Source organism: Pseudomonas sp. BN505, assembly GCF_029873175.1.
In the GTDB taxonomy this organism is placed as follows: domain Bacteria; phylum Pseudomonadota; class Gammaproteobacteria; order Pseudomonadales; family Pseudomonadaceae; genus Aquipseudomonas; species Aquipseudomonas putida.
On record NZ_SSOI01000013.1, the window covers coordinates 128,172 to 143,416 of the forward strand.

Annotated in this window: 13 protein-coding genes and 2 pseudogenes; 4 read left to right on the plus strand and 11 right to left on the minus strand. The window is 55.6% G+C overall.

Annotated features, from left to right (window positions below):
* Positions 1–16: 16 nt before the first annotated feature.
* The 3 genes from E8E78_RS01425 to E8E78_RS01435 form a co-directional block, all read right to left on the minus strand.
* Positions 17–1,684: an FMN-binding glutamate synthase family protein gene (locus tag E8E78_RS01425; protein ID WP_274138325.1), complete on the minus strand. Its 1,668-nt coding sequence runs from the start codon at positions 1,682–1,684 to the stop codon at positions 17–19.
* A gap of 115 nt (positions 1,685–1,799) precedes the next feature.
* Positions 1,800–3,167, minus strand: a complete 1,368-nt coding sequence (locus tag E8E78_RS01430) for an ATP-binding protein (RefSeq protein WP_049276096.1) — start codon at positions 3,165–3,167, stop codon at positions 1,800–1,802.
* A gap of 1 nt (position 3,168) precedes the next feature.
* The gene (locus E8E78_RS01435; protein ID WP_049276094.1) at positions 3,169–3,891 is read right to left on the minus strand and encodes a response regulator; all 723 of its coding nucleotides are present in this window, start codon (positions 3,889–3,891) and stop codon (positions 3,169–3,171) included.
* 140 nt (positions 3,892–4,031) lie between these two features.
* On the opposite strand from E8E78_RS01435, the gene E8E78_RS01440 reads away from it, so the two are divergent.
* The gene (locus tag E8E78_RS01440; RefSeq protein ID WP_049276095.1) at positions 4,032–6,329 is read left to right on the plus strand and encodes a TonB-dependent siderophore receptor; all 2,298 of its coding nucleotides are present in this window, start codon (positions 4,032–4,034) and stop codon (positions 6,327–6,329) included.
* Between the two features lie 291 nt (positions 6,330–6,620).
* On the opposite strand, the gene E8E78_RS01445 is transcribed toward E8E78_RS01440, so the two are convergent.
* Entirely contained in the window at positions 6,621–6,827 is a 207-nt protein-coding gene (locus tag E8E78_RS01445) for a DUF3079 domain-containing protein (RefSeq protein WP_016497582.1), read from the minus strand.
* 174 nt (positions 6,828–7,001) lie between these two features.
* On the opposite strand from E8E78_RS01445, the gene E8E78_RS01450 reads away from it, so the two are divergent.
* On the plus strand, positions 7,002–7,127 hold the full coding sequence (locus E8E78_RS01450) for a type II toxin-antitoxin system HigB family toxin (RefSeq protein ID WP_231859021.1): 126 nt from the start codon (positions 7,002–7,004) through the stop codon (positions 7,125–7,127).
* Positions 7,128–7,168: 41 nt separating this feature from the next.
* Positions 7,169–7,642: a transcriptional regulator gene (locus E8E78_RS01455; RefSeq protein WP_049278105.1), complete on the plus strand. Its 474-nt coding sequence runs from the start codon at positions 7,169–7,171 to the stop codon at positions 7,640–7,642.
* 204 nt (positions 7,643–7,846) lie between these two features.
* On the opposite strand, the gene E8E78_RS01460 is transcribed toward E8E78_RS01455, so the two are convergent.
* The 6 genes and pseudogenes from E8E78_RS01460 to E8E78_RS01485 all read right to left on the minus strand — a co-directional run.
* A complete protein-coding gene (locus E8E78_RS01460; RefSeq protein ID WP_080983747.1) occupies positions 7,847–8,590 on the minus strand; it encodes an HNH endonuclease in 744 nt (247 codons plus the stop codon).
* A 5-nt stretch (positions 8,591–8,595) separates the two neighbouring features.
* Positions 8,596–9,765: an AAA family ATPase gene (locus E8E78_RS01465; protein ID WP_049278103.1), complete on the minus strand. Its 1,170-nt coding sequence runs from the start codon at positions 9,763–9,765 to the stop codon at positions 8,596–8,598.
* A gap of 288 nt (positions 9,766–10,053) precedes the next feature.
* A complete protein-coding gene (locus E8E78_RS01470; protein ID WP_080983746.1) occupies positions 10,054–11,667 on the minus strand; it encodes a TIGR04141 family sporadically distributed protein in 1,614 nt (537 codons plus the stop codon).
* 199 nt (positions 11,668–11,866) lie between these two features.
* Positions 11,867–12,142: a hypothetical protein gene (locus E8E78_RS01475; protein WP_080983745.1), complete on the minus strand. Its 276-nt coding sequence runs from the start codon at positions 12,140–12,142 to the stop codon at positions 11,867–11,869.
* Positions 12,135–13,117: pseudogene (locus tag E8E78_RS01480) on the minus strand (integrase domain-containing protein). Before E8E78_RS01480 ends, E8E78_RS01475 begins: the two are co-directional and overlap by 8 nt.
* Before the next feature lie 933 nt (positions 13,118–14,050).
* A pseudogene (locus E8E78_RS01485) lies at positions 14,051–14,371 on the minus strand (integrase); the annotation flags it as partial.
* 175 nt (positions 14,372–14,546) lie between these two features.
* On the opposite strand from E8E78_RS01485, the gene E8E78_RS01490 reads away from it, so the two are divergent.
* Positions 14,547–14,897, plus strand: a complete 351-nt coding sequence (locus E8E78_RS01490) for a type II toxin-antitoxin system RelE/ParE family toxin (RefSeq protein WP_049278107.1) — start codon at positions 14,547–14,549, stop codon at positions 14,895–14,897.
* On the opposite strand, the gene E8E78_RS01495 is transcribed toward E8E78_RS01490, so the two are convergent.
* Positions 14,894–15,217, minus strand: a complete 324-nt coding sequence (locus tag E8E78_RS01495; protein WP_049278097.1) for a helix-turn-helix transcriptional regulator — start codon at positions 15,215–15,217, stop codon at positions 14,894–14,896. The two genes, E8E78_RS01490 and E8E78_RS01495, sit on opposite strands and share 4 nt — an antisense overlap.
* Positions 15,218–15,245: the final 28 nt, after the last annotated feature.

Genomic DNA, 15,245 nt, shown 5'->3' on the forward strand with positions numbered 1-15,245 from the left:
ATCGAACAGCCCTGGCTTATGCCGGGGCTGTTTCTTTTCGGCGCACGGCTTTTGCCGCAACGGGCATCAGTTCCCCCGTTTCCGGCGCAAAACTGTCGCTACGTGCCATCCGCCACATCCGCGCATAAAACTCGCTTTCAATCGAGCCACTGAGCAATTCGCCTGGCTTTAGGAACGTGTGCAGGTCCGAGAACAGCCCGATTTCGCTGGGGCTGATACGCCGAGCCAGGTGCTTGGGCTTGAGCTCCGAAGGGTGCTCCAGGCCCGCAGCGGCCAGCATTTCGGCCAGTGCGTGCAGCGTGTTGCGATGAAAGCTGGCCACCCGCTCGGCCTTGTCTGGCACCACCAGGGCGCGCTGGCGCAGTGGGTCTTGCGTGGCCACGCCGGTCGGGCATTTGTTGGTGTGGCAGCTTTGCGACTGGATGCAGCCAATGGCGAACATGAAGCCGCGTGCCGAGTTGACCCAGTCAGCGCCGATGGCCAGTACGCTGGCGATGTCGAAGGCACTGACGATCTTGCCCGCAGCGCCAATACGAATGCTGGAGCGCAGGTTCAGGCCGACCAGGGTGTTGTGCACGAACATCAGGCCTTCGCGCATGGGCACACCCATGTTGTCGCTGAACTCGCGAGGTGCCGCGCCGGTACCGCCTTCCTTGCCATCGACAACGATGAAGTCCGGGGTGATGCCGGTGGCCAGCATGGCCTTGGCAATGCCCATGAACTCCCACGGGTGGCCCAGGCAGAACTTGAAACCTACGGGCTTGCCACCCGACAGCTCGCGCAGGCTGGCCACGAATTGCAGCAACCCGGCTGGCGTGCGGAAGGCACTGTGCGCGGCCGGGGAGATGCAGTCTTCACCTGCGCGCACGCCACGGGTCTCGGCAATTTCGGCGCTGACCTTGTGCCCTGGCAGGATACCGCCGTGGCCTGGCTTGGCGCCTTGGCTGAGCTTGATCTCGATCATCTTCACCTGCGGCGAGCGGGCCTGTTCGGCGAAGCGGTGCGGGTCGAAACGACCGTCCTCGGTACGGCAGCCGAAGTAGCCACTGCCGATTTCCCAGATCAGGTCACCGCCATGTTCGCGGTGGTAGGGGCTGATGCTGCCTTCACCCGTGTCATGGGCAAAACGGCCCATGCGCGCACCGCGGTTTAGCGCGGCGATGGCATTGGCGCTGAGGGCGCCAAAGCTCATGGCGGAGATGTTGAAGATCGAGGCCGAGTAGGGCAGGCGGCATTGCGGCCCGCCAATGGCGATGCGGAACGAGGCCGGGTCTGGTGTGGACACTGGCAGCATCGAATGGCTGATGAATTCGAAACCGGGTTTGTAGGCATCGTTCAGGGTACCGAAGGCTTTCTCGGCGCTTTCGTTCTTGGCGCGTGCGTAAACGAGCGAGCGCTGCGAGCGGGAGAACGGCAGCTTGTCGTCGTCACCCTCGATCAGGTACTGGCGGATTTCCGGGCGGATGGTTTCGATCAGGTAGCGGATATTGCCCAGGATCGGGTAGTTGCGGCGCACGGCGTGGTGGCTCTGGCGCAGGTCGTTGAGCCCGACGAGGCTGAGCAGGGCAGTGATCAGTGTGATTGGCCAGAGCCAGGCATGTTGGGGCAGCAGCGGCAGGCTGGCAAAGGTGAACAACAGGCAGATGACGAGGCAGGCGTAGCGGCTGGGCAGAGAGTGATTCATGGGTCCATCGCAGGCAGGATGACCGGGCATAGGATAGGCAAAGGCGGGGAGGGGAAAACCTGGGTAATCGGTAAAAGACTGTTACCTGATTGCGCAGTCCCACAGAAAAATAGCGTTAGCCAGGCAGCAGTATGCTGACCCGCAACCCACCGCCTTCGCGGTTCGACAGCATCAGCTCACCGCCATGGCTGGCGGCAATCCGCTGGGCAATGCTCAACCCCAGCCCATACCCGCCAGAGGCCTGGTTACGCGAGCCTTCCCCGCGCACGAACGGGTCGGTGATGGTTGCCATCAGCTCCGGCGCGATCCCCGGCCCGCGGTCGTCGATATGGATGAACACCCCAGTGTCGGACCGTTCCAGTGTCACCGAGATGCCCCTGGCATAGCGCAGTGCATTGACCAGCAGGTTCTGCAGGCAACGCTGCAACAGCAAGGCATCTACCCGCAAGCTGCCCGCCTGGCCGTGCAGCGGCAGTGGTTCTTCGGCCGTGGCCAGGTCCGCACACTGGCGTGCAACCAGTCGGTCCAGGTCCACCTGTTGCAAATTCTGCTGCTCCCCCGCACGCAGGTAGTCCAGAACCTGGCCGATCATGTCGTCCATCTGGGTAATGTTCTGTCGCAGGCGCTGACGATGTTCGTCGTCCGGTAGCCGCTCCAGGCGCAGGCGCATGCGGGTCAGCGGGGTGCGCAGGTCGTGGGACACGGCGGCCAGGAAGTAGGCCTTGTCATTGACCATGGCAATCAGCCGCTGCTGCATGGCGTTGAACGCCTGGGCCGCCTGGCGCACTTCTTCCGGGCCATCCAGCACCAGGGGAGGCTGCTCGAGGTTGCCGCCCAGGCCGCGCGCTGCGTCGGCCAGGCGCCGCAACGGGCGCAGGCACAGGCGCACGGCAATCAGGCACACCAGCAATACCGCGACAATCCGCAGCGCATACACCCGCAACAGGTAGTCGCTGATCAGCACCCAGGCCGATTCGCCACTCCAGCCCTGCAGTTCCTGGCCCTCGATGGTCAGCCAGTGGCCGTCGGCCAACGGTACCGCGAACTGCACATGCGCCTGGGCCGTGCGCAGGCCGAACAGGCTGCGCCAGACAATCGGCTGGCCCAGCTCATCGGTCAGCCGCACCTTCAGCAGGCGCACGTCCTGGGCATACCCCAGTTCGTACCTGAGGGCCTGCTGCAGCAACAGCTCGACGCGCCTGCGCCCTCGGCGCTCGTCATGTTCAGGTGTGGGTAGCGTTTCGGCGCAGCGCAACTGATAGTGGGCGGGCACCTTCAGCGCGCCGGCGCGGCAACTGGCCTGGGCGATCAGTGGCGCACTGCGCGCGGCGATCAGGCGAATGGGCGCCTCGAGTACCTGGGCGAAACGCACATCGAACCAGATGCTGCTCGACATCAACTGGATCACCAGCGTGCCGCTGATCATGATCAGCAGCAGCTGGCCAAACAAGGTGCGCGGCCACAGCCGGCGAAGCCAGCGCATGTCAGGCATCGGCCGCGAGGTTGGCGATACTCAGCAGGTAGCCTTCGTTGCGGATGGTGAGAATTTGAGCAGCCCCCGCCGGCGCACGGCGTAGTTGCTGGCGCAGGCGGCTGACGCACATGTCCACCGAACGGTCGTCGGGCAGGTGGTCGCGGCCAAACGCGCTGCGGGTCAGCTGGTCGCGGGAGACCACCCGGTTGTTGGCTTCCAGCAGTTCGCGCAGCACGCGATAGTCGGAGCGCGGCAGGGTCAGGGTTTCGCCATCGGGGCGGGTGAGCAGACGCTTGACGTGTTCAAGGCGAAAGCCTGCGAACAGCTGGGCGTCCGCCACGGCGGGCTCTTCGGCGGGAGTGTCCAGGCGTTGCGGGCGACGCAGCACGGCCTTGATCCGGGCGATCAGCTCGCGCGGCTCGAAGGGTTTGGCCAGGTAGTCGTCGGCACCCACTTCCAGGCCGATGATGCGGTCCAGCGTGCTGCCCTTGGCCGACAGCATGATTACTGCCAACCCCGGCGTCGCTTGCAACTGGCGGCACAGGCTAAGGCCATCTTCACCCGGCAGCATGAGGTCGAGCACCACCAGGTCCACCTTGTGCCGGGCCAGCTGTTCGCGCATCTGTTCACCGTCTGCTGCGGCTAGCACTTTGTAGCCGGCATCGGTCAGGTAATCACAAAGAAGTTCGCGGATTTCGTCGTCATCGTCGACAACCAGCAAGGTCGTACTCATGCGGAAAAACACCTGTTCGGTGAGGGCCGGTGGCGCTCGTTACGTTCAATTACATCCCCGTACATGTCGGGTCTGGAGCCGGGAGGGCCGATCCCTAGAATCCTAACAAAAAATCATCTGCAAATACGAAGCCTTCCCAAATGAATCCCAAGCGCATCCCGAAAGTGTTCACCCCCATCAGCCAAAGTGGCAATCGCCTCAAGCCGTTGGCGTTCTTCGTTGCCGTCGCCATCAGTGGCGGGGCCATGGCTGCCGATGGCAAACCTCTGGAGCTGGACGCCACGCAGATCGAAGACAGCGCTCTGCTGCCGGCCGACGATGCTGGCCAGCTAGGCTACACGGTCGAGAGCACACGTAGCTCCACCGGCCTGGCGCTGACGCCACGCCAGACGCCGCAATCGGTCACCACCATTACCCGCCAGCAGATGGATGACCGCGACATCCACACCATCGAGCAGGCGCTGGAAACCACGCCAGGCGTAACGGCCAACAAGTCCGAGGTGGGTGGGCGTACGGACTACCGTGCCCGGGGCTATTCGATCAGCAACTGGAAGGTCGATGGCCTGCAGACCCAGGGCGGTTCGGACTTCAGCGGCAGTGGCAACGCACTGAATATGGACCTGTACGAACGCATCGACATCGTGCGCGGCGCCAACGGCCTGCTGGGCGGCACCGGCGACCCCTCGGCCACCGTCAACCTGATCCGCAAGGCACCGACCAAGACATTCGGCGGCAGCGCCTACGCCACGTACGGCAGCTGGGACAAACGTCGCCTGGGTGCTGACCTGAATCTGCCCCTGTCCGCGGATGGCCGCCTGCGCTCGCGCTTCGTGATGACCCAGCAGGACGCCAACTCCTTCCGCGACAACCAGTCCGATCGCTCCCGCGCCGCGTTGGCCAATTTCGAGTTCGATCTGGACGACGCCACCACCTTGGGCGCCGGTTACCAGTATGAGTACAACAAGGTTGTCGGCGGCGGCTGGGGCGCGAACATCCCCATCTGGTACCGCGACGGTAGCAAGACCGATTTGCCGCGCAGCACCAACGTGGTGCCCAGCTGGAGCTTTGGCGAGTACACCACCCGTACCGCGTTCGGCTCTCTGGAGCACCGCTTCGACAACGACTGGACACTGGACCTGAAAGCAGCCCAGGCGACTACCGAAGCCTTGAACCACCGGGGCCTTGCCAAGGTGAACTCGGCTGGGCGCGGCAGCTTCGGCGGCTATTGGGACCAGAACGGCAGCGGCGCGGTGCTGAACGGTTTGCACAGCTCCAGCGACACCACCCAGCAGTCGGCGCAGATCGACCTGTCCGGCCCGTTCCAGCTGTTCGGCCGCACCCACCAGGCCATGGTCGGCTATAACGACAGCCGCACCGTAGGCTGGTCGCCCCAGTACACCTGCACCATGGTCGGCGATGGCATGGCCAGCGCGCCTGCACTGGGTTGCCAGTTCCGCGCCAATAACGGCTTCCCGGTCACGGACTGGCACAATGGCGTGGATGACGACTACGACCTCATCGCCTCGCGCACCGGCCTTCACAGCAAGACCACCACCCGCCTGCAGGGCATGTACGCCGCCACCCGCCTGAGCATCACCGACCCGCTATCGGTAATCGTTGGCGTGCGCACCAGCAACTATTCCTCGGTGACCCGCAGCGTGGCCGGCGAGCGCAGCAGCCAGGAAGAAAACGGCATTGTCACCCCCTACCTGGGCGCGGTGTATGACCTCAACGACAATTACTCGTTGTATGCCAGCTACACCGATATCTTCACCCCGCAAACCTCTGAAACCAGCAGCGGCAGCAAGGTCGAGCCGATTCGTGGGCAAAGCTACGAAACAGGTATCAAGGGTGAGTGGTTCGATGGCCGCCTGAACGCCTCGGCGGCGTACTTCCGCACCAAGCAGGAAAACAAAGCCGTGCTCGACGGCGACCTGACCACCCCGACCGGGGCCAGCGCCTACAAGGCGGGCTCTGGCGTGGAAACCGACGGTATCGACCTGGAAGTGGCAGGCGCGCTGACGCCCAACTGGAACGTTTACGCCGGCTACACCTACCTGCACTTCCGTCGCGTCGACAGCGATGGCCGCAGCGACCCGTCGCACCTGTTCAAGGCTTCGACCACCTACCGCCTCAGCGGCCCGCTCGACCGCCTGACCCTGGGTGCCGGCGTGACCGCGCAAACCAACATCCGCGCCATTTCCAGCCCGGCTGGCCAGCCCACCAACGGTGTAAGCAATGGTGCCACTGATGTGAACTGGTCCGGTTATGCCATCTGGAATGCCATGGCCAAGTACCAGCTGACCGATGAAACCAGCGTCAGCCTCAACGCCAACAACCTGTTCGACAAGCACTACTACACCCAGTACGGGTTCTATGCCGGGGCCATCTACGGCGACCCGCGTAACCTGTCGGTGACGGTAAGCACCGCGTTCTGACCAACCGTTCCCACAGGTCTGCGCGCGGTCCCTGTGGGAGCGGCTTTAGCCGCGAACACCGGCGAAGCCGGTGCCATGCACCGCGTTGGACTCTTCGCGGGCACGCCCGCTCCCACAGGTACCGCGCAGACTTCAGGTCTATGCAGTATCTGTCGGGGCAACTGAATTGCAAAACATCTGAAAGCGAGCGCGATCACTGTGGGAGCGGGCTCGCCCGCGAACACGGGCGAAGCCCGTGCCATCCACCACGGTGTCGGTTTCGGGGTATGCCCGCTCCCAAGCGGCCCTTTCTCAGGTGGGCTCTGCCGCGTGCCCTGCATCAGCTGGCTTCTCCAAATGGCCCTCGAAGCTATCCCAATCTTCGCCAAACAGCTCCACCGGATGCATGGTCCGGTCTGCGCCATTGCCACAGGCTAGCGCCTTGGCCGGGCAGTACAGGTCGCAACCCCAGCAGATACGCTCGGGGTGGCGAGGGTTTGTGGGAAATCTCTTGGCCATGCTCATCCTCCCTCAGGGCTACTTGGCCTGAACGTAAACCCCTGGCCCAGCCCCTCGGTTGACCGACATCAATCCATTGGCGGTTGCGAAGTCATCGCGCATCCAGATATCTATTTGACAGATATCTGGATCACAGACAATTTCCACCTTATGTTGGGGCGCCGCGACAACACAATGCGGGTCAAGAAAAACGAATGCCGCCACATCGCGTGTCTCAATGCGCGAACGGGCACTCTGTACATCAAGGCCATTTTGTCGCACGCCGAGTACGACAAATGGTGCCGAAGCGATATCAGGTAGCAACCTGGGCAGCGCGATATTTCAATTCGACAGGTGACAACATGAAGCGGGATAAAATCGAAGCCAATGGACTAGATGCCTTCATCGCTAATATTTCACCCATGCTCGATGGCCTGAACACTCAGATGGCAACCATGGCCCATCTTCTGGCCGCCTGCCATGATCCCATCAAGGACGATGCCGAGCTTCAAGCACGCATGGCATTGATCGACGAGCTTTACTCCCATGCGGACAGTGATGGCCACGCTGCGGCACGCTTTGCGGAGATGGTAGCGGACCGCGTCTACGAGTATGAGAGTGAGTCCGTATTGGTGCCGTTCGCGACCCAGGCCGAGGCGTTGGCCTTTCTGCTGTCGGACAGGGGGGTGAAGCAGAAGGACCTGTCGGCGATAGCGACCCAGAGCGCGGTTTCGGAGATTCTGAACAACAAGCGGAAGATGACGGTTGCCCAGATAAAGGGCTTTGCTGAGTTTTTCAGCGTACCGGTCGAGTTCTTCATGCATGGGGTGGTTTGACAGCGGAGACAGGGTGGGAGCAGCGCAGTGAAAGCCGAAAAAAAAAAGGCCCACCTTTCGGTGAGCCTTTTTTGATACTGCGTATTGTGCGGCACCAGGAGTCGAAAAAGATCGTAAGGTGATGATTTATATGATTTATATTTTCGTGTCGTAAGGTTCTATCTCTAAAACTATCTTTAGACACTTACTGACCTTCCTTAACAATCACGCCAATGTCAGAAATGATTTGGAGGCTCTGGAGTACAGATCTTCAAGAGTTTGATGCCATATGTTGTTAGTTTTCATGGTGTTTATGACTTTTGAGAATGTTTCGTCTGTCAGAGCAATCGTAGCTGTGGTTGCAGAGTATATTGCCGCTGGCTGGCATTCTTGTAATATGGTTTCCACTATCCCTGATAATCTATTTTTTCTACGCGTCGATTGGTTTTCTAAATAGAGTTCAAGCCTTTCGGCTGCCAGTTCAATGGATCTTTCAAGTTGCTGGCCAACTTCAAACCTCTTGAGCACTAAGCGCTCAGAGTTGTTTAAGTCCGTGGCTTCAATTGTTGATATACCAAGCTCAGTGCGGCCTTTTAACTTGTAGAGTCTAAATGTGAAGTGAGTTTGTGGATTTGTATCGTAAGGATTGATTATCGGCTCATCCTCAACATCGTGACTGCCTTTTGCAATGTTGCATCGTTTGCAGGCAGGTAGAAGATTATTCCAGTTCACGACGAGTTCTGCGTATTTGTCCTTGAATCTAAAGTGCTCTACCTCCATGTATTTGCTTTCTTCAGAAAGACTGCATTCGCAGTATGCGCACTTTCCATGGCTAGACTGCAGAAGTGGATTTTTGATTTGATCATGATTCCAGACGCTCTCGCCTGTTGTTTTGAATTTTTCTGTGAGTTCCAAACATTTGGATTCTGAAAGAAAATCTGGCTTACTTGACCTTTCTAGTTTTATCATTGGACTTATCCTTTCAGTGCGCCCAATTGGAAGGCCAGCAGTTTCCTTAAGTGGTTCTCGGGGTGTAGCAATTTATTAAGTTCTTCATATGCTTCTTTTGCGTTATTGTAATTTTCTTCGTCTACTGCATTTTCAAATTGGCTCAGGGTATTGCGATAAACCGGAGTGCGGGTATCCTGCATTCCCATGACATCTCTTAATACTTCTTCTATTGTCCAGCCTTGGAATCCGTATTGGGTATCTGGTAACTCCCTTCGGAATACTGTTCCATCATGTGCCTCCAAAGCAATTACTTCGTTGGGTTTTGCGGCTTGGATTACGTGAGGGCTATGAGTTGAGACAATGAACTGGGCCTTCGGGAAAGCCTTTGTTAAAACTTTTGCGATCTTTACTTGCCAGTCAGGGTGTAAGTGAAGCTCTATCTCGTCGATTAGTATGACTCCTCGAAAGTCATCGGCTTTTGCATTTGAATCTTTAAATCTGAACTCTAGCTCTTTGACGATTCCGAATAAAATGGAAAGGCACGATTTAAAGCCTGAGGATAAGTACTCGTATAGTATTTCCCCGGCTGGAGTGTTCACCATAATTTCATTGGAGGAAGCGTCGACTCGGCTGAACTTATAGTCGGAGTTGAGAAGCCCAAAAAATTCCTTGGCTACTTGTACATTGTGCATCTGTGTTTCGGTTAGTGAGCCCGCATGTGCAGAAAATAAATGCCTGTTGATAAACCAGTTTTTCACTTCGGCAATATTCAAGCCATTCTTATTTTCATTAGCGATATTGTTAATGTCTTTTGTGACGTCTCGTGATATTGCGTTTAGTGGCTGATGTATGAACGTTCTGGCTACTTTAAAAGATAATAGATTTTTTGCCGCTTCTTCATTCGGAGAGCACCAGTCCTTGCCCATAATAGGCAAGAGTTCTGTAACAGAGAATTCTGAATAGCTCTCTGATTCATCTCGATTTATCCAAGCTTTCACGGCTCCGCTATCTGAGTCTGCTCGGCGTTTAAGTATGTTTACATACTGACCTGAAAAACTTTGTGCGATACACTCTAGAATTGTAGTTTTCCCAATTCCGTTTGGTCCGCATATGATGTTCATGCCGGCGCTAAAATTTATACTTAAACTGTCGATGCTGGCTACGTTGTGTATGTCGATTTTTTTTAGATTCATGGCTGTTGTTTCCATTGGAGTTGTGAGGAACTAGTATCCCGACTTGGCAGTAAGCACATGTTTGGGCTGTCTGTGATATATTTTAATTGATCTTTCTGGTGAGGTAATATTGCTGCATGAATATCCCGGTGGTAACCAGACTCTGCGAACATAGAAAAGGAGACAGATTTATTTAATGGCACACATAAATCAGCGCCGAAATAGATCTGTCCATTTTTCTCCTTCTCTAAAGCCATACTAATTAGCCTTGATAAGGCGTAAAGCATTACTTGTAAGTTATGGGTTGACCTAAGGTCTTTCTATTTTTGGTGCAGCTGAAATAGATACGGTATAACCACGCTGAGAAAGATTGTCGTAGGCGCGCACTAAATTTACCTTGCTAAAAAAAGGTAAGTTATCTTTTACTGTGGTTGGCTCATCTCCAAGTATTAAAAATACTACCTCGTAATCCGAGCTTTTAAAATTATCAATTGGTATGAGTTCTCGAGCGGCATTGCCGAACGTGCCAAGAACTTTTCTGGCTGATTTTCTAAAGTCACGGTCTCCGAGCAATATTTCTGCAGCGACATTGCCTTGAGCAAAAAGATGACTCAATCCGGCTGAGCCACCTTTTCGATGCTTTACATGAATAAACTGTTTTGCTGATGTAAGCAGGTCGCATAGTTCAACGGGGCTTGTTGACTTGTTACTTTTAATAAGTCTTTTATCTAATAAGTAATAACTATGAGCTTGAGCCGCTCTGATGTTGTAGTCACCCTCTGCTTCGATTTTGGATTTATTGCTTTCTTCCCATGTATGTATTTGCGGGAATCGAAGAGGTGAAATGGCGATCTGCGCCAAGCTTAAATTTGTTCTTCCCATGAAAGAATTGTCAATTTCATACCATGTGCCACCAAAAATTATGGTGGTTTTGTTTGCCTCCGAGACTTCGTAGTATATGCATTTGTAAATCGAGTGGCTAAACTCATTCTCGTGTATGTCAAAAACGTGTAGCTGGTCCCGTTTAATTGATTCGATAGAGACCTTAGTGGTGTCGATATTAGTCAAATATAGGACAGTGGAAATTGTAGGCGTTTGATTGGATTTTGTGCGTGTAAAGCTGAATCCCGCGATTGAATCCCATTTTTCAATTTCGGGCAAAGTTAAAACTATATTTGAGTCGCGAGCTTTAATGGCTGCCAATAGAATAGCATCGAAATGATCTATTCGAGACTTTTCTTTGACTTTTCTGACGTTGTCAACCCACAGAAAGTTAGCTTTGTAGTCATTTTTTTGATATTGAATTTTCAGCGTCCTGGCTATATCGGTTAGATCTTCTATCTCCATTTCCATACCGAAAGAAAACATAGCGTCACCACCTGATATGTTCTTAAATACGACGCCAATTTTTGGAGTGCCTGTGACCGCTCGCAAAATGTCTTTAGAAATATCGATGCCAAAAACACTTATTTCAGAGTCTCGCGTGGCTTGTGACTTTTTTTGCACAGGCTGATCGTCAAGGGTATGTATGTCAACACTTCGAAGGCTTTCATGATCAAGAGTGTTTAGTGCTGTTTTAAGTCCAAAATCTTGGACAAAAAATGATAGATCTATTAAGTGCCTGCCATAACCGAAAGCTATTGCAAATACATCATTATCAACCCTTATGAACAGAACTGCGGAGCTGGATTTGTTACCGATATCCGTAACGGTTTGTCCAGCAATTTCGTCAGCTATATCTGACCAATTTGGCTTTTTTTCAGTTGCACGCTTTACGTATAACACGCCATTAAGGTCAAGATTTGAGGCAGTCTCATATGCCACTACGTCTTTGTCCGCAGCGAGAAGTTCAGCGAAGCCATTGTAGGTGACTTCGGGTTTTTTCAAGAAAATATTGAGGTGGCGATATTTTTTCCCTGGCATCGCTTCTTCCCTTAACTTAAGGTAGTGGCTATTAGCCTTTATTCATTGATATTGCTTCAATCTGCTAGCTTTGACAACCCCTGCTTAGTCAGCCCACCGGCCAATGGTAGCGGAATAGGGGACTGATTTATTTATTGTGCTGACGGTCTGCTTTGGGCTGCAATAGTTGTATGTCATGATCATTAGGATTAGGTTACCTTCAGGGCTTGAAAACCCATGACGTTTGCAGACGTTGAGCAAGCAGCCGGATCGTCAGCATGTAGTAATACCGTGTCGCCTCACTTCGTTGGCTCAGGTGGTGTTCCAGAAACCAAGCCAGATGCTTTCTCTGCCAAGCCCATGGTGTTTCTCGCTGCCAGCGCGTTGCGATTTCGGCCTGGATGATTTTTGCCTGACGTAAATGACGTTGTCGGGTCGCGTGCGACCCGTTCAGTACGCTAGCCAAGAACAGTTCCATATCGAAGGGCTTACTCATGTCGGCCACCGATATAGGTCGCAACTACATCAATCCGACCATGCCCCAGCTCATAGCTGATTTGCTTTCGAGCATCACGATCAAGGTACCTATCTATCTCGTAGCAGCGACCGCCGTTGATAGGCGCCCGGTGCTGGGTGATCTGCTTATAGCGTTCACATGCGTAAGCAGCTCGCAGCTCATGAAAGCCTTTGAGGTCATGCGTGTGCAGGACATCCCGCGCTGGTCGTACTACGTGTTGCCGCACGCTCATGTAGCTTTCGTCGGGCGCAATCAGATTTCGGCTACCCGCTGGCGAAACCCGCTCTGCAAATCCAAGCGCATCGCGAACATGTTGATCCACTGCAATCCAGCGTGGCGCTGATGCACCGGCACGGCCGCCTTTGGTGCCTTCCTGAATATTGATCTTGCCGAGATTTTTGGCCTCCCGGCATAGCCGTGGTAGGTCAGCCAGGATAGCCTCACGCAAGCGCATGCCGGTGGCTCGTGCCAATTGGACGATGGCAGCGGCACGTGGTATCTGCTTCTCGCAGAGTGCGTCGACTATCCGCCTAACCTGCTCCCAGGCTTGGCCTTGTGGCACTGAGCGGCGAGTACCGGTTCGCTGCATACTCAACGCCTTGCTCGGGCTCGGCACTTTCACATGCTGATCACCGCGAAGCGCCGCCATCGTTCGGTTCACGCTGGATAGTCGGTTTTGCGCGGTGGCGATGGCGAGTTCGCCTTGTTCAACGTGCTGACGAAGATATCTGGCGTAATCCAGCAAGGTCTGTTGGTCGATCTGCCGTGCATCATTAAACCCCGGTCATCGTCCGACCGGCACCAGCGTACGAACGCCTGCCACCGATCGGCGTGTGCTTTTACCGTGCCGTAATGCCCGCCGCCAAACATGGCCTGCAACGCCTGCGGTCCGGCATAACTCAATTGCCGGCCATAGCCAAAATTTCGCCCATCCCGCCTGCCTACCAATGCCATGGTCAATCCCCGCTCGAAGCCAAGCTTTGAAACCTTTCCCACGTCATCCCGCCAAGAATGCTGAGTGTTATCAGGGATCGAGGCCCCTGCGGCCTGTGGGGTTGTCCTTTCACGCGGGACGGGCGGCTCCTTACGACCGGGAGCAAGGGCATCTCATGATCTGGCCTCCTGAGCACCGTTACCGGTGGGCGGGTGGAGGCAGCATTGGCTGACGAAACCAGTGCCTGAAGATCCTGAGCCAGGTGCAAGCAGCACTGCGATGACCGGGGCATGCCTGACTGTCAGTCAGGTGCAGTCCATTCCCTGGTCTGCGGCACCATCATCTACAGCGCTGTTGCTGGTGGCATCGGCGTTTGTCACGCCGATTGTCACGAGGGGGAATGCCGCAAAGCCTTGTGCGATCAGGGCTGCAGCAGTGGTAGAAGTGCCCGTCTCTTTCCAGAAGAAAGAGACGGGCACAGGTTGGCGCATTAGTCGGCCAAGCGGATAGGTTGCTGCAGGGCAGCGAGGTACGGTGTGTCTGGCGCACGAGGGCCATATGTGTAAGAGCATCCATCACATGGGTAGTGACCGGGCGAGCTGCCGGATGCGAATCGCCATTGGGAAGAACCACCGCGGGAGCGGCGTGACCTTCAGGGTTCGGGTCACCTAGGGTGCTGTCATCGACAGCGTTTGCAACTCCCGGTCTACGCCTGTGGACAATATTCGTTAAGCAACGCGATATCAGAGATTTAGCGCCTGTGGATAAAACTATCCCCCGGTGGACATCAGTGGTTTTCCACAGACGTAAGCTGTGCCAGCAGTTTTTTTTGTTAGGTATGGTCCTTTCAAACGGGGCGGCTTTGCAGCCCCGTTTGAAAGGACCCGCGCGGAGGAGCTTGATGCGGAGCTGTGGGTAACTTCACAGCGAGTTTGAGGTGGTGGTGCGGCGGGCTACTCGCTCCTCTTGGCACTGCGAAGGCGCGTGACGTTCTCGCCCGTCTGCTTGGCAAACTCATGCGGCGTCACATGGTCCTCGCGGTTCGCCTCTAGAAACCGGCTCCACCAGGTCATGATCATCCGGCGCTCTTCGAGGAACTCGGCCTTGTGGGTATAGGCGGCGCGCACGTTGTTGCGTTCCTTGTGGCTCATCTGCCGCTCGATAGCCGTCTTCGACCACAGCCCGGACTCGACCAGCGCACTGCACGCCATGGCTCGGAAGCCATGTCCGCAGATATCCACCTTGGTGTCGTAGCCCATCGTCCTGAGCGCGGCAAACCCCGGCCCCAAATGAGGTCGAACTGATTTCAGCGGGCGAGAGAAACACGATATTTCAGGGTCAAACCGCGAAACCACTCTAATTCCGCCAACTGCAAGCCACTGCGCTAAATTCCCTCCCTCCTGGCATCCATGCCGTCCACTAATCCAGCATCTCGCCGTGGGTAGACCGTTGAAAAAGTTTGCGTTTGTGAGTGCAGCTGCTGAGCGTGAATACAAAGACCTTCCCAAGGACGTTCAGGACGATTTTGGTAAAGACCTGCGACGCATCCAGTATGGCCAGGACCCAGAGCGGCCGATCAAGTCGTTAACCGAGTCGGTAGGGACGGGTGCGATTGAGCTCATCATCAACGGCAGCCCTGCATTCCGATGCGTCTATGTGGCCAAATTTGCAGACATGGTCGTCGTGTTGCATTCGTTCGTAAAAACGACCAACAGGTCCGACCGGCACGCGATGCAGGTCGCTGAAGAGCGGATGAAGGAGTTGAAGCACGAACTGAGAAAAATGGGGTACAGGGTTTAGCTGCCAGGTGTTTGGGTGATCACGATCTGGGGCTGTGAACCGGCATCGTTCGAGGGCAGGGTCAGGGTTGTGCGAAAGCCGAGCTTGTCCAGCATGTCCATCATGGCGTCCAAGGTGAATTTCTCGATCTTGCCGTTTGCAAGCTCGGATATGCGGGATTGGGTTACGTTCAGCTTGGCTGCGGCATCATGCTGTTTGAGGCCCATTTTTTTGATGCAGTCAGTGATGAAAATGGACAAGTCCATTTTCAAGGCCATTTTGCTGGCGGTTTCTGCGTCGTGGGTGGCGTGGAAAGGGCTTTCGTGGAATTGAAGCGCCATTGGCTTGCCTCGGCAGAAATATCTAAAA

Coding starts and splice junctions, on each gene's coding strand:
- E8E78_RS01430 (WP_049276096.1), bottom strand. CDS start 3,167: ATGCGCTGGCTTCGCCGGCTGTGGCCGCGCACCTTGTTTGGCCAGCTG.
- E8E78_RS01495 (WP_049278097.1), bottom strand. CDS start 15,217: ATGGCGCTTCAATTCCACGAAAGCCCTTTCCACGCCACCCACGACGCA.
- E8E78_RS01445 (WP_016497582.1), bottom strand. CDS start 6,827: ATGGCCAAGAGATTTCCCACAAACCCTCGCCACCCCGAGCGTATCTGC.
- E8E78_RS01435 (WP_049276094.1), bottom strand. CDS start 3,891: ATGAGTACGACCTTGCTGGTTGTCGACGATGACGACGAAATCCGCGAA.
- E8E78_RS01465 (WP_049278103.1), bottom strand. CDS start 9,765: ATGAATCTAAAAAAAATCGACATACACAACGTAGCCAGCATCGACAGT.
- E8E78_RS01425 (WP_274138325.1), bottom strand. CDS start 1,684: ATGAATCACTCTCTGCCCAGCCGCTACGCCTGCCTCGTCATCTGCCTG.
- E8E78_RS01455 (WP_049278105.1), top strand. CDS start 7,169: ATGAAGCGGGATAAAATCGAAGCCAATGGACTAGATGCCTTCATCGCT.
- E8E78_RS01440 (WP_049276095.1), top strand. CDS start 4,032: ATGAATCCCAAGCGCATCCCGAAAGTGTTCACCCCCATCAGCCAAAGT.
- E8E78_RS01475 (WP_080983745.1), bottom strand. CDS start 12,142: ATGAGTAAGCCCTTCGATATGGAACTGTTCTTGGCTAGCGTACTGAAC.
- E8E78_RS01470 (WP_080983746.1), bottom strand. CDS start 11,667: ATGCCAGGGAAAAAATATCGCCACCTCAATATTTTCTTGAAAAAACCC.
- E8E78_RS01460 (WP_080983747.1), bottom strand. CDS start 8,590: ATGATAAAACTAGAAAGGTCAAGTAAGCCAGATTTTCTTTCAGAATCC.
- E8E78_RS01450 (WP_231859021.1), top strand. CDS start 7,002: ATGCGGGTCAAGAAAAACGAATGCCGCCACATCGCGTGTCTCAATGCG.